The 14,046-nt window shown below is 56.1% G+C and carries 15 protein-coding genes and 1 pseudogene; 7 read left to right on the top strand and 9 right to left on the bottom strand.

Annotated features, from left to right (window positions below; all coding sequences use genetic code 11):
- Positions 1 to 16 precede the first annotated feature (16 nt).
- From ACRZ9X_RS17855 to ACRZ9X_RS17825, 7 genes are read left to right on the top strand one after another with little or no spacing between them, the layout of a single operon-like run.
- The gene (locus ACRZ9X_RS17855; protein WP_480521306.1) at positions 17 to 1,171 is read left to right on the top strand and encodes an ABC transporter substrate-binding protein; all 1,155 of its coding nucleotides are present in this window, start codon (positions 17 to 19) and stop codon (positions 1,169 to 1,171) included.
- A gap of 11 nt (positions 1,172 to 1,182) precedes the next feature.
- Positions 1,183 to 2,034, top strand: a complete 852-nt coding sequence (locus ACRZ9X_RS17850) for an ABC transporter permease (protein WP_480521304.1) — start codon at positions 1,183 to 1,185, stop codon at positions 2,032 to 2,034.
- Between the two features lie 10 nt (positions 2,035 to 2,044).
- Entirely contained in the window at positions 2,045 to 2,857 is an 813-nt protein-coding gene (locus tag ACRZ9X_RS17845; protein ID WP_480521303.1) for an ABC transporter permease, read from the top strand.
- 21 nt (positions 2,858 to 2,878) lie between these two features.
- Entirely contained in the window at positions 2,879 to 3,637 is a 759-nt protein-coding gene (locus tag ACRZ9X_RS17840; RefSeq protein WP_480521301.1) for an SDR family NAD(P)-dependent oxidoreductase, read from the top strand.
- A gap of 25 nt (positions 3,638 to 3,662) precedes the next feature.
- On the top strand, positions 3,663 to 4,433 hold the full coding sequence (locus tag ACRZ9X_RS17835) for an SDR family NAD(P)-dependent oxidoreductase (protein WP_480521299.1): 771 nt from the start codon (positions 3,663 to 3,665) through the stop codon (positions 4,431 to 4,433).
- Between the two features lie 13 nt (positions 4,434 to 4,446).
- Positions 4,447 to 5,151: a glutathione binding-like protein gene (locus tag ACRZ9X_RS17830; RefSeq protein WP_480521297.1), complete on the top strand. Its 705-nt coding sequence runs from the start codon at positions 4,447 to 4,449 to the stop codon at positions 5,149 to 5,151.
- Between the two features lie 13 nt (positions 5,152 to 5,164).
- Positions 5,165 to 5,818, top strand: coding sequence for a hypothetical protein (locus ACRZ9X_RS17825; protein ID WP_480521295.1), 654 nt, complete (start codon positions 5,165 to 5,167; stop codon positions 5,816 to 5,818).
- A 291-nt stretch (positions 5,819 to 6,109) separates the two neighbouring features.
- Here ACRZ9X_RS17825 and ACRZ9X_RS17820 read toward each other — a convergent pair whose 3' ends face one another.
- The 9 genes and pseudogenes from ACRZ9X_RS17820 to ACRZ9X_RS17780 form a co-directional block, all read right to left on the bottom strand.
- Positions 6,110 to 7,276: a M20 aminoacylase family protein gene (locus ACRZ9X_RS17820; protein WP_480521293.1), complete on the bottom strand. Its 1,167-nt coding sequence runs from the start codon at positions 7,274 to 7,276 to the stop codon at positions 6,110 to 6,112.
- 808 nt (positions 7,277 to 8,084) lie between these two features.
- A complete protein-coding gene (locus ACRZ9X_RS17815) occupies positions 8,085 to 8,285 on the bottom strand; it encodes a hypothetical protein (RefSeq protein WP_480521291.1) in 201 nt (66 codons plus the stop codon).
- 97 nt (positions 8,286 to 8,382) lie between these two features.
- Positions 8,383 to 8,820 carry a c-type cytochrome gene (locus ACRZ9X_RS17810; protein ID WP_480521289.1) on the bottom strand — a complete coding sequence of 146 codons (438 nt, stop codon included), beginning with the start codon at positions 8,818 to 8,820 and terminating at the stop codon, positions 8,383 to 8,385.
- 8 nt (positions 8,821 to 8,828) lie between these two features.
- The gene (locus ACRZ9X_RS17805) at positions 8,829 to 9,695 is read right to left on the bottom strand and encodes a copper resistance D family protein (protein WP_480521287.1); all 867 of its coding nucleotides are present in this window, start codon (positions 9,693 to 9,695) and stop codon (positions 8,829 to 8,831) included.
- Between the two features lie 2 nt (positions 9,696 to 9,697).
- Positions 9,698 to 10,039, bottom strand: a complete 342-nt coding sequence (locus ACRZ9X_RS17800; RefSeq protein ID WP_480521285.1) for a copper resistance CopC family protein — start codon at positions 10,037 to 10,039, stop codon at positions 9,698 to 9,700.
- Positions 10,040 to 10,050: 11 nt separating this feature from the next.
- Positions 10,051 to 10,482 (bottom strand): c-type cytochrome, encoded by a 432-nt coding sequence (locus ACRZ9X_RS17795; protein WP_480521283.1) that lies wholly within the window; start codon positions 10,480 to 10,482, stop codon positions 10,051 to 10,053.
- Between the two features lie 596 nt (positions 10,483 to 11,078).
- Positions 11,079 to 11,198: pseudogene (locus ACRZ9X_RS17790) on the bottom strand (transposase); the annotation flags it as partial.
- 294 nt (positions 11,199 to 11,492) lie between these two features.
- A complete protein-coding gene (gene yghX / locus ACRZ9X_RS17785) occupies positions 11,493 to 12,380 on the bottom strand; it encodes a YghX family hydrolase (protein WP_480521281.1) in 888 nt (295 codons plus the stop codon).
- A 167-nt stretch (positions 12,381 to 12,547) separates the two neighbouring features.
- A complete protein-coding gene (locus ACRZ9X_RS17780; protein ID WP_480521279.1) occupies positions 12,548 to 13,939 on the bottom strand; it encodes a hypothetical protein in 1,392 nt (463 codons plus the stop codon).
- Positions 13,940 to 14,046 lie beyond the last annotated feature (107 nt).

Here is a 14,046-nt window from a genome sequence, read left to right as displayed (position 1 = left end):
AACTGGGAGAAGCAACATGAAAGACGATACCTACATTTCAAAACGAAAGTTCATGGAAGAACTGCGGCGTTATGAAAAAGGCTCGATCTCGCGACGTCAGTTTCTGGGAACAACCGGTCTGGGAGCTGCCGCTGCCGTAATGGCCGGGGCCGTGCCGGGGCTTGCCCCTTCGCGCGCGTTTGCGGGTGACATCGGCGATCGGGTCGTGCTGGCGACCTGGCCGAACTACCATGACCCTGCCAACTTTGACATTTTCACGGATGAAACCGGCGCCTTTGCGCAGGTCAATGTCTTTGGTTCAAACGAAGAGATGCTGGCCAAGTTGCAGGCTGGGGGCAGCGGCTGGGATGTGTATGTCCCCACGAACTACACGATCACGACCTATGTGGACGAAGACCTGATCGAGCCGCTCGATCTGTCGAAATTGCCCAACTATGACCCTGAATCCTTCGATCCGCGGTTCTCGGACGCGGGTATCGTTGACGGTGTGGTCTATGCAGTGCCTAAAAACTGGGGCACCACGGGGATGGCCATCAACACCTCGCACAATGACGGCAAGCCCTTTGACAGCTGGAAAGAGTTCTTCGACCGGACGATGGATGACTTTACTGGCCGGACCATGGTGCATGACTACCAGCTGACCACCATCGGCGCGGCGCTGAACTATCACGGCTATTCTTTCAATTCCGTGGATGAGGCCGAGTTGGCGGACGCCGAGAAATTGCTGATTGACGTCAAACCCCATCTGTTTGCGATCACGTCCGACTATCAGCCCGGCATGCGGTCAGGCGATGCCTGGCTGACGATCTGCTGGACGGGCGATGGCAAGCAGCTCAGCACCGACATGCCAGAGATTGCGTTTGCACTGGGTCGCGAAGGTGGCGAGCTTTGGAGCGATTACTACGCCATCCCGAAGGGCGCTCCTCACAAGGATGCGGCCTATGCGCTGATCAACTTCATGCTTTCACCCGAGGTGAACGCACGCGAAGCTCTGGCACACGGGTATCCGGTTGCCGACAGCCGCACCAATGCGCTGCTGCCCGAGTCGGTGCTGAACGATCCTATTCTCTATCCTGCAGCTGAACGTCTGAGTGCGTTGGAATTTGGCGCGGCCGCCACACTCACGGACCCGAACCGTGCCGAGCTGATGGCCCGGTTCAAATCGGCCTGATCGGACACAGCATGACGAACCGCGAAAGAAACTGGCTTTTGGTTGCGCCCGCAGGGGCGTGGCTGCTGGTCATGCTTGTTCTTCCGCTATCCGTCGTGCTGGTGTTCAGCTTTGGAGAGCGGGCACCCTCGGGAGGGTGGGTGCCCGCATTTACCTTTGAACAATATGCGAATTTGCCGGCACGTTTCACGGCGTTCAAGAACACGCTGACGCTGGCCCCATTGGGCACTTTGGCCGCTTTGATCATTGCCTACCCGCTGGCCTATCAACTGGCGGTCAAAACCGACCCCAAATGGAAAACCGTCTTATTGGTGCTGGTGATTGTGCCTTTCTGGACCTCGATCCTGATCCGCAGCTATGCGTGGATTTTCATCCTCGGCGGGCAGGGTTTGCCCGCGCTGTTGGCGGTTTTTGGTCTGGAAGATGTGCGCCTGATCTACACCCCGACGGCCGTCACCATCGGGATCATCTATGGCTATCTTCCGCTGATGGTATTTCCGATCTACGTGGCGCTCGACCGGTTGGACAAACGTCTGCTTGAGGCGTCCGCCGATCTGGGTGCGAACCCGCTGACAACCTTTCTGCGCGTTACGCTACCCATGTCGATCTCGGGCATCGCCACCGGCTGTATGCTGGTTTTCATCCTGCTGATGGGAGAGTTCCTGATCCCCGCACTTTTAGGCGGCGGCAAAGTGTTCTTTGTCGGAAACGCACTGGTCGATCTGTTCCTGCAATCGCGCAACTGGGCCTTTGGCTCGGCGGTGGCTGTCATGCTGATCCTGGTGATGCTTTTGACTGTCACCATTTATATGCGTCTGATTTCGCGGCTGAGTGCCCAGCGCGAAGACGTGTCTATCATGTGAGGGGCATGGGATGCGTCTTTATTCCCTGATGGTCTACGTTTTCCTCTACACACCAATCGCCATCATCGCCTTGTTCAGCTTCAGTGCCGGTCGCAGCGCTAGCCAGTTCGAAGGCTTCTCGATCAAGTGGTACGGACGCGCGTTGAACAACCCCTTTGTGATGGAGGCCTTGGGCAACAGCCTGTTTGTTGCCTTCGTCTCAGCGACTTTGGCCAGCATTCTGGGGACACTCGCCGCTGTGGGTCTGCAAGGCATCAAGGGCCCAGTGCGCGCGGTGTTTGACGCCATCATCTATATCGCCGTCATGATCCCCGGCATCGTGATCGGCATCGCCACTCTGATCGCCCTTGTCACCGTATTTGATGTGGTGAACCCGTGGTTGGAAAGCATCTGGTCCGATCCAGAGGCCGCCCCTGCCCTGTCCATGGGCATGCCCTCGTTGATCGCCGCGCACACCATGTTCACGCTGGCGCTTGTCGTCCTGATCGTCCGCGCGCGGCTGCAAGGGCTCGAAGGCGCACTGTCTGAGGCATCCGCTGACCTCTACGCTCCGCCTTTGCGCACTTTCCGGCTGATCACTTTGCCCCTGATTGCCCCCGCCATTCTGGCCGGTTTCCTGCTCAGCTTCACCTTCAGCTTCGACGACTTCATCATCGCCTTCTTCGTGGCCGGATCGGAAACCACCCTGCCGATTTACGTCTTTTCCTCGATCCGTCGCGGCGTGACGCCCGAAATCAATGCGATCGGCACGATGGTGATGCTGGCATCCCTTGTTCTGCTGGTCGCCGCGCAACTCATTCTCAGGCGCGGCGACAAGCGCTGATCCAACCTTTAGGAGACCTCAATGCTGTTGCACAATCGTGTTGCATTCGTAACTGGCGCGGGTTCGGGTATCGGGGCTGCCGGCGCGCGGGCAATGGCGCGCGAAGGCGCGCATGTGATTGTAACAGACAGGAATGCAGAGGCTGCCACAGCAGTCGCCCAAAGCATTACCAAATGCGGGGGCACAGCGACGGCGCGCGAGGTCGATGTCACGGATGACGCAACCCTCACCAAATCTATTGAACAGACGGTCCATGACGAAGGGCGCCTGGACATTATTCATTCTCATGCTGGGGTTCAGATTGAGGGCAAATTGGAACAGGTTTGCGTCGATGACATGGATCTGTCCTGGCGGCTGAATGTCCGGTCGCATTTCGTGGCCGCCCAAGCCGCTCTGCCGACGATGCGTCAGCAGGGCGGTGGCAGCGTGGTGATCACGTCCTCAAATTCCGGAGTACAGTTCGACCGCGAGATGATCGCATACGCGACGACGAAACACGCCGTTCTGGCGATGACCCGCCAGATGGCCGCCGATTACGCCAAAGAGAATATCCGCTTTAACGCATTGTGCCCCGGTTTCATCGATACGCCGTTCAACCTTGGCTTTGAAACGCAGATGGGTGGGCGCGACAAGCTGGAGGCTTACGTGGCCGACACCATCCCTATGGGACGGTTCGGAACGGTCGAGGAGATTGCCGAAGCCATCGTCTTTCTTGCCTCGGACAAGTCTTCGTTCATGACCGGGCACGCCTTTGTGGTCGATGGCGGAGAATGCATCTGAACGATCTGATGGGGAGGATTTGATCATGACAGGGCGATTGGCTGGGAAGACCGCCGTGATTTCCGGCGGCGCAGCCGGGATGGGGCGCGCCACGGCGCTATTGTTTGCGCAGGAAGGCGCGCGGGTGGCCATCATCGACATCCAGAAAGAGGCCGGGGACGAAACCGTCAGCATGATCCGCGATGCGGGGGGCGAGGCGTGGCTCTTTCAGGCGGACGTTACGAAAGCGGACCAGATCGACGCCGCTTTTGACGCAATCAAATCAGACGTCGGCCCCTATGACGTGCTGTTCAATCATGCGGGCACAATCATCGTCAAACCGCTGCACGACTCCACCGAGGAAGACTATGACCGGCTGATGGACATCAACGTCAAATCCGCGTTCTTGGTGTGTCGTCGCGCTTTGCCCGAAATGGCCGTGAATGGGGGCGGTTCCGTGGTGATCACGGCCTCGATCGCGTCGGAACTGGGATATGCGCTTGAATCGCTCTACTGCATGTCGAAAGGCGCGGTTTTGCAGCTGTCACGGACCATCGCCGTTGAATATCGGGACCAGGGCATCCGCTGCAACGCGGTCTGTCCGGGTTTCGTGAAAACCGCCCATGGGCTGCGCGAGATTGCCGAGTTGGATGCCCAGGGGCAACAATGGGAAGACGGCGATCTTGCCGCCACCCAAGGCCGCATCTGCGAACCTGAAGAGGTGGCAAACGCCGTTCTGTTCCTTGCCTCGGATGAGGCCAGCTTTGTCAACGGCGCGGCCCTTTATGTCGACAACGGCTGGTACACCAAGGGCTGACAGAGGGGTTTTCATGATTGATTTCTACTCGGCGCAAACGCCCAACGGGCAGAAGATTCACATCATGCTGGAAGAATGCGGTCTGACCTATCGGCTGCATTGGGTCGATATCGACGCAGGCGATCAGTTCGCACCGGAATTCCTGCGGATCAGCCCCAACAACAAGATCCCCGCCCTTGTGGATCACGACACGCCGGACGGCACGATCGAGCTGTTCGAATCCGGTGCGATCCTTCTCTATCTGGCGGAAAAAACCGGACAGTTCCTGCCCGATGACACGCAGGGCCGATGGGACACAATCAAGTGGCTGATGTGGCAGATGGGCGGGTTTGGTCCGATGCTGGGACAGGCGCACCACTTCAATATGTACGCGCCCATGAATCCGAACGGCGCGGTCGTTCTGCCCTATGCGCAAGAGCGTTATACCAATGAAGCCGGGCGGCTCTACAGCGTTCTGGACCGCAGGCTTGATGGCCGCGATTGGGTGGCCGCCGATCGATACACCATTGCTGACATGGCCATCTTCCCCTGGTGCCGTCTTGCCGAACGGCAGGGCCAGAACATCGCAGAGTTTCCCAATGTTCAGCGCTGGTTTGCTGCTATCGCAGCGCGTCCGGCCGTCGCCCGCGACATGGAAAAGACCAAAGACATCGTCGAAGGGTTTACCCCCGAGGAATGGGAAGCGTCGTTCGGCAAACCTCAATACGAGCGCAGGTAGAATGGAGGGTCCGATGAAAAAGCCCACCAGTGTCGCCGCTTTGACCGAACTGGGTCGCGTTCGCTTGTCCGAGCATTTTTTCATGCGCGAGATGCTCTATAGCGAAGTGGCTAATTTCCACGGGATGCAAAACATACCCGACGATCCCGATCTTGCGATCGAGGTCGGGCGCAACTTGTGTGAGAACATTCTGGAGCCCCTATATGCCGCCTTTGGCCATGTCACCGTGCGCAGTGCTTTCAGGTCGGCCGAGGTGAACGGGTTCTGTCATCAAAAACTGACGGAAACCGGCAGCGCGGAGGGCGGCTATTACTGCTCGGACAACACATACAGTGCGGCGCGCCATATCTGGGACCACAGGGATACCGACGGGCATTTCGGCGGGACAGTTTCGATTGTAATTCCGTGGTATCTGCCTCGGTTTGAACAGACCCAAGACCCCAAACCTCTGGCGTGGTGGATCCGGGACAACATTCCGGCCTACGCAGAGGTCATGATCTTCCCGTGGCTCTGTGCGTTCAATATTCGCTGGTATTCCGGTCCCAGCGATCAGCAGATCATTCTGGACGACGGCCAGACGTCAACGGTTCTGACTGACCGGACAATGGCGAATTATCACCAGGACCAAAGCGCAACATATACGGGCTTTCCAAAGGGCGGTCTTTGACCGCCGTCTGACGCTAGACCGGGAAATGCTTGGGGAAAAACCGCGACAGGGCCATCAGACTGCGATCAGGCAACGGTGCTGCGCAATAGGCTATCAGGTGGCAACACCCATCAAAGCAGCATTATAGGCCAGTTTCTTCTGTCGAAATCCGGTCGTTTTGGGCTCTCGGCCTCCATTGGATTTGTCGTGGGATATTCTTCGAATAGTTATTTGACCAGAGCAGGTGCGGGCAAAGCTCCAATTCGCTGCGGTAGCACCATCGTCCGCTTTGACAACGAACGTTCATGCGTGTCAGATCGCCAATTTCTGCTCAACAATCGTAGCAAAGTACGCGCAGCCATAAGCGAGTGCGTCATCATTGAAATCGAAGGCCGGGTTGTGCAATGCCGCGCTGTCTCCGTTGCCGATAAACATGAAATTGCCGGGACGCTGCTCAAGCATGAACGAAAAATCCTCTCCGCCCATGGTTGGCGTTCGGTTGCCGTCAACTGCCTCGGAGCCCACCAGTTTGGTGGCCGCATCTATGGCAAAGTCGGTTTGTGTCGGGTCGTTCTCTGTCACCGGCAAATCGTCGATGTAATTGAGATGGATGTCCGTACCCGTCATGGACGCTGCACCCGCGCAAATTTCGAACATCCTTTGTTTGCCCAAAGCACGTGCCTTGCTGGATAGGCTGCGCACGGTCCCTCTGATCTCCGCTGTCTCAGCAATGATGTTATCTGCTGTCCCCATGTGGATTTGCGTGATTGAAACAACATGCTGCGCCGACGCATTTATTGAACGCGACACAATCGTCTGGAAACCCTGGATGATCTGAGCAACGGCAATGGCAGGGTCGAGACCCTCGTGGGGAAAAGCTGCATGGCAGCCTTTTCCTGTTATTTGCACTTCAAAGAGGTCCGCTGACCCCATTATGCCACCCGGACGAGTCGAGAAATGGCCGATGGGCAGACCAGGAGACGTATGAAGCGCAAAAACGCTTTGAATACCAAAACGGTCCATCAGACCATCCTGAACCATGGCGAGGCCACCGCCTTCGGCCTCTTCCGCTGGTTGGAAAATCAGAACCGCAGTTCCGTTGAAATTACGGGTCTCGCTGAGATAGCGAGCAGCGCCCAGCAGCATCGTTGTGTGCCCATCATGTCCGCACGCATGCATTCGGCCTTCTATCTTAGACGCGTAAGGAAGATTTGTCTGCTCCTGCATGGGCAAAGCGTCCATGTCCGCCCGTAAGCCAATCACTTTGTTGCTTGCTGTACTTTCGCCTTTTATCACGGCAACGACGCCGGTTTTCCCAATACCAGTATGAACTTCGTCGACACCCATCTCATGCAAGCGCTCAGCAACCAAACCGGCGGTTCTGTGAACATCGAATGTAATTTCCGGATGTGCGTGAAAGTCGCGACGCCATTCAAATAGTTCCGTTAGCTGCGTGTCAAAAACTTCAGTGTGAACCATTGGTCTGCCCTCAGAAATGACCTTCAATGACATGATGCTACACGAAAGCGGTCATGATCAATTGGCGGTTCTTCGGTTTCAACAGCAAACTGAACGGCTGTGGTCTGGTGAAGAAGAAAGTAGCCGATGTCACGGCGCCGGGACAGAACAAGGAGCGCGTGTCCATTCAGCAAAGCAAAACGCAGAAACCGGTACGCTTCGAAATTTCCGAAGGTAAACCTGCTTCCGTCGAGAAGTGGATGGAAAATGAGATCATGGTCGGCTCCAAGTATCTTTGGCCAGACCGTCTCCATGAGCGTTTGCACATCTCAGCCCGACAGTATGCCCGGATGGTCCGGGATTGGGTGACGTCCAAGGGACTCCAGGTAAGAGCCTCCTCAAAGGCTGAAACCAGATCAGTGCTATCGTCTACGACACCCACGTCGCGATTGATCTGGAACGCAATTGTGAGGTCGTGGTGTTCATAATGCCTCCGACTTGAGACATAGCCGGGAAACCAGCCGCCGTGACCGAATACGGGACCGTGCGAGGACCACCGGAAAGAAACGCTTGGTTGTGGTCGTGATCCGCCACATCATGGCTGTGGCCGTGCATCGCCCAGAACAAGTCTTCCTCAAACCCATGCGAATGGCCATGGTTCTCGACCATTTCCAGATGGTCTTGGATCGTCTCAAATATCGCCGGTGCGTGAGAGAATGATGGCGTTACGGACCAAACGACCAACGCGAAACAGAGGGCAGCCAAGCCAACTCTCTGAATGTGCTCGTAAGCCTGTTTCATCACGTCTGTCTGCCCGGTGATCGCAGCTTTATGCGGCTGCCACGATTTTGTTCATTTCTACCGTAGTGTGCGCCGCGTGGTCAATTCCGCCCAACAGGCTCTTGTATTCGTCTGGTGATCTTGGAGCTGTTGAAGCGACCGAGACGATGACTGAATAGTACCCCGGGCCGACCTGCCAGATCTGCAGATCAGTGATCTTGTCAGTATCGCTTTCGATTGCATCGCTCATCACCGAGCTTCACTCAAAGACGTGCGCGCAAGGCTTTTTCACGAAAACCTGACATGGGCGCTATGTCCTAACCGCCACGTGGCGAAGGTTGCTTTCCTTAGTCATGCGGTAGGTTGCGGCTCGCTTGAATTTCCTGAACGCGCTCAGGCCAATTGGATCGGATATAGGCGAGAATGTCCCAAATATCATCATCGGTGAGAGCATCCCCAAATCCGGGCATGCCACTCGCAAAGCCGTCGATGCCACGCGTGGCTAACGCCATTTCACCTCCTAGCCGAGTGTATTCGAACAGAAGCTGGTTGTCGTGGTGCCATGTATGCCCGGTCTCGTCATGTGGCGGCGCAGGAAGAATACCGTTGTCGTCAGGCGTCTGCCAATCCGGCTGACCTTCGAGATCGGCGCCATGGCAGGACGCGCAGTACTCGGCGTAGAGGGTCTGCCCTTTGGCCAAGTTCCGGTCCTCCATTTCGTGACCAGCACTTGCACCCGTTGCGAAGCTGGCAAATGTGACGATTAAAAAGTTCCACTTGATCATTGGATACCTCAATTCGGTAGGGTCAAGACGCTAGTGAGCGTCGCGGTTGCTGCAAGGACCACCAGAATGATTACGGCTTCGATTTCAATGGAGCGTGCCAGGTGGCGGGCAGCTTTGTCGTCCCCGGACTGCATGGCCGGAACGAAGCGGAGCTTGTTTGCGGCTGCCAACGTCAAGACCAAGACAACGAGTGCAAGTTTGATCAGCAGAGTCTGCCCGTAACCCGTTGTCAATAAATCCCGGAGATCGCCCAGCAACATCCAGGCCATCAGCAGTCCCGCCAAAATCAATGCAGGGACAATAACCGAAGCCACCTGTCCAAACCGATGTCCCAACATGGCCGCGTTGCTCAGATATTCTGGCCGTTGAGATAGAGTACGTAATGGTCCAAGGACGCCGATCCAAAACGCGACCCCCAGAAGGTGCAAGAGCAACAGCACACGGAGGCCGGTTATCTCCAACTCGGGGACATGCCCAATCTGGGCGAATGACCATAGGGCGATCATTCCACCGGCAAGCGCGATCCATTGGCCGATAAGGGGCATGAATATTCCGACGATCATCAAAATCGCCCCGACAACCCGATAGACGAGAACGTCGCCAACCGGGGTCTGCCACAGCAGGCCGAGCATTTCTGGATCGGTCATACCATCAACTTCGCCCGTCAGGGCTGCGCCGCGAAGCATGAACCCAAGGACAGAGCCCGCAAGCGCAAGCGCCGCCAACAGCGCAATCTGACCACGCATTCTATCGCTGAGAGGCGACACCAAGTCGGTAAAAGCAGTCCGAATGATCAACAGACCAGTCGCACCACTAATGCCGACATACAGCATGAGCTTGGACAGTATTGCGCCTATTCCCCAGATATCGGGCATGGTCAGTCCACTGTGAATGTGAACTCGCCCTGCATGGCGTGCCCGTCCGCACCCAAGCCCCGCCATTCAATGCGATATGTGCCTTCGCCCATGCTTTGAAGCGGGAGCGCGAACGCGCGCCCAAAGCTTGTCTGGTCTCCTAGGTCGAGCGTGACGGTATGCGCCTCCTGATGGATCATGTTAACCTTTGTCAGGCGAATATCATCTGTGAAATTAAAGCTGATCTCAGAGGGTACTTCGGCAATAGTCGCGCCGTCTTCGGGTGTGGTGGTGTCCACACTCGAATGGGCAAAAGCGTTGGTGGCAAGCATGGAAATCAATGCAAATGTGGTGAGCTTCTTCATTCGGAGGTTCCTCAGTTTATTCCATTAGCGCGCTGGATTTCGCGGATGTAGTCGATGACCATCGTCACGTCACCGCGGGTCAACCCTTCAACAGCAGGCATGTCGCCAAACTGCCAGTGGTGGCTTCTGACGCCCATTGCGACCGCGCGTTGAAAGGACTCGTCTGCATGATGGCTGGGTTCATAGATAATATGGATCAGCGGTGGCCCCGAGCCTTCTACGCCGACTGCGTTGCGACCGTGGCATGCGGCGCATGCGTTTTCAAATATACGCTGCCCGATGGCCGCATTCCCTTCAATAGGCGGCATCTGAATTGCCACCATCGCGTCGCCCTCGACAGGTGCCGACTGCGCAGCGTCCTCAACCGGTGCGGGACGTAGACTGATGTAGGCAGCGATGGCTACCACGGCGCATGTGCCGATCAGGAGATATTTTCGGTTCATGTACTGGTCCTAACCTTGTGTAACAGAGCGGTGCCGCAGTTAAATCGCAGCACACTGGAACGTGTTCACTGCCGTGAACAGCGTCGGAATTCTGTTTCAAGTGTTAGGTGGCCTGTCCGGGTTGTCCGGTTCATTGAGCGTCGAGAGGCTTGCAACCTGTAGTGCCAACACGACCGCAGTTTGGCTAAGTTTGGTTTCGGAAGCCAGTGTCGTGAGCGCGATAATGTTACACAGGAACGGATTGCATCCTTCATGTGCTGCGCTGTCCGGCTCATGCTGCCCGGTTTCGCTAGGAGCAACCAACCCGTGGTCAACATGTTTCGACTCAACACTCATGGCCACGTGATCAATACAATGTCCGCCAACGCAATCACTGGACAGCGCATGCGCGACGTTTCCAAACCCCACAAAAAGGATCAGAAAAACCGTGAGAACTGTCGTGGTTATTGGTCGAAGGTACTTCACGTGGCGAAGCTACCCCGGATTCTGACCGAACACAACGCGCGGGCCAAAGGACCGCGCAACGCCCAGTGTTCCACTACCGGGTACGCAGTTGAGAAAGCACAGGGCAGGAAACATTCCCGCATTTTTTTTCAGTTGAAATAGGTGGCCGAGCTGATCCCAGCCTCCCGGCACACTTCAGCAACCGTCTTGCCGTCCTCAACCTGCTTCAAAACAAACGCTTTCTGTGCGTCCGTAAATCTCGCTGCTTTCATTGCTTCCGCTCCTTCTCCCAGCCAGGGATTTGTCTCGGAGAACTTTAATCACTAATGGACGGACTACTTGGATTTCAGAGCAGCCTGAACGAATGGCGACGCGTCGCCACCCGATATGACAGATGCCCAAAGATATTTCTCTAGGCCATCGCTCTCGCTGCTACAGTCCTATTGTGGCTGTGAACTAATGACACCGGAGCCCAACTTCGTCGCGATCACCAAAACAGTTCGGTTCGCTCAGAACTTTCCGACATAACCGTACAGAAGCGGTGCCTTTTTGCAGAACTTCTCTCTCTACTTCAAATACGTATTGAACCAAGCAATCGTCCGTTCCCAAGCCAGATTTGCCATCTCTTCATCATAGCGTGGCGTACTGTCATTGTGGAAACCGTGATTGGCATTTTCGTAGATGTAAGCCTCGTAGGTTTTGTCATTGGCCTGCAGTGCGGCCTCGAACGCTGGCCAACCCGCGTTGATGCGATCATCAAGCTCTCCCATTTGGATAAGCAGCGGGGCCTGGATTTTCGCCACATCCTCGGCTGCTGGCTGCCGTCCGTAGAAAGGTACACCCGCGGCCAGTTCAGGGTAGGCCACAGCGATCGCACTCACAACGCCGCCACCGTAACAGAAACCGACCGCGCCGACCTTGCCGGTGCTGTCTTCGCGGTTCAGCAAGTATTCAAAGCCGTTGAAGAAGTCGTTCATCAACTCGACCCGGTCGACCGTCCTTTGTAGTTCGCGCCCGTCTGCGTCATTTCCGGGATAACCGCCTACTGACGTCAGCCCATCCGGTGCCAATGCCATAAAACCAGCTTTGGCCAACCTGCGCGCCACATCTTCGATATAGGGGTTAAGACCGCGGTTTTCGTGGATCACAAGGACTGCCGGTAATGGATCATCCACCCCGGCCGGTCGGACAAGATAGCCCCGTACGTCGCCTGTTCCATTTGGCGAAGGGTAGGTGATGTAGTCGGCGTGGATGTCAGGATCATTGAACGACACCTGCTGCGCCAACGCATAATTCGGACTGAGCATTTTCAGCAGCGCGGCCGCTGTCACGCCTCCAACAGCGAATTTCCCGGCGCGATCCAGAAATTCGCGTTTTGTAATTTTTCCATGGGCGTAGAAATCGTAAAGGTCCAATAATTCCTGGTCGAAGTCTTCTGCCGTCATTCGGGTCATAGTGGATCTCCTGTTAAGACTGGTCTTTCAAATGTTGGGCCGCTGCCATCCGGCTGATGGATCGCGATCCGTCAGAATTCGGCGTCGCATTGCATAGCATATTATCTCACTGCGAACCCTGAATTTCGACCTCCCAGATTGAGAGGTCGAGTGTTTGATCATTCGATTTAATCCGCCGACGTCGGAAAGCCGGCTTGTCCTTGATTAACGTCGCCGTAGTCAAAGTACTTGGCGTTATTTTTCTGGAATTCCCACGCGGCGTCCAGCCAACGGCGCACTGAACTATCGCCGTTTGCCTCGGCTTTTTCAGCGACCTTGTTTAACGCGTCCGGCGTTGCGGCGCGCAACTCATCCAAAAGGCCTTGGGGCCACGTCAGGTGCTTAACTCCGGACTGTTCCAGACGTTCAATCGCTTTGCCTTGGATGCTGAGCCGTTCTGCCTGCGTATCAAGAATGGCTGCCTTTGCCACGGCTTCGATCAATGTGCGCTCATGGGCGGGGATGCTTTCCCAAAAGCCCCTGTTCACCACCAGTTCAACCGTCAGCGTTGGCTGGTGCCACGACCCGGAATATTTGTAAGGCAGGCCGACGTCAGAAAGGTTGGCCTCGGCATCAGTTTTGCCCTGCTGCCCTGAAATGAGTTTCAGGAACTGAATGTCATCTGCGGGCATGTTCAATTCGAACGCATCAATGTTTCCGTTTTGGAACATGGTGTGCGGGATCACGCCCGGAGCGAATCCGCCAAAGGTAAGGGTCTCGGGCTCGAACTGAATAGGATTGTCGGGGTTTGTGGCGGGATCACACACCGCAGATGCGTCCTCGCATCTGGTCTGACGACCGATGTTCGGCGTCGTGACGCCCAGTTTGGCGCAAGCTTCCGTCATGACCGCAGCAGCAGAGTCGGGCCAGCGAACGATCATAGGGGTTTCGCAGACTTTCAGTAGCGCGTCTGCATTGCTCAGATGGGCGTCTGTATCCGGGTCGGGCAGTGGATTGGGGAAAAAACCGGGGCCCTGAGCCGTCGTGATTGCAACCGGTATTGTAACGACATTTCCGTCAAAGGTTTCGTCGTAAATCTGCTGCTGCAGCGCTAAGCCGCCGCCATAGAACAGAAACGAGGCGTATTCGTCAGGTGCCATGCCAAATGGCAAACCGCCGGACAACATTTCACCAAACGCCAAACCCGATTCAGCAGGAATAGCCAAAGCGGCGTTGATACCGCCCTCTTCAGCCCCGGCCGCAACCGCATTGTACAGGTTGCCCATAGCCTTTCGGTCGATCAGCTGTGGTTTGACATTGTGCTCGTCAAACGGATTGACTTTGCCCGAGGCGTGAACCTGAAAAGTGATCCCAAAAGGTTCCAGAATCTCATTCGCCTTCAAGACAAAGGCATTTCCGGGCCCGCCGATTGGGTGCGCCCCGCCCGGCGCGGCATCCGTAAATTGCAGCGGTGCGTATCTTGATTGGACCTGGATCGTTGTTTCAGCAATGGCCTGTGAGGCAAGTACAGTCGTCGCGGCCGTTATCAGCGCAAGCGGTTGGCTGGACTTCAGTTTCATAGTTTTCCTCCCGTTTTCGTAAACCTGAATGTCCAGCCATGAAATCTTCGTCGGGGTTTGCGTATTATCCGCTTCGATCAAGCCCGCGACACCGAAACGATGACGCC

Source organism: Ruegeria sp. AL1 (assembly GCF_056540905.1).
The sequence above is the reverse complement of the archived record's forward strand: the minus strand, read 5'-3'. Positions and strand labels throughout refer to the sequence as shown.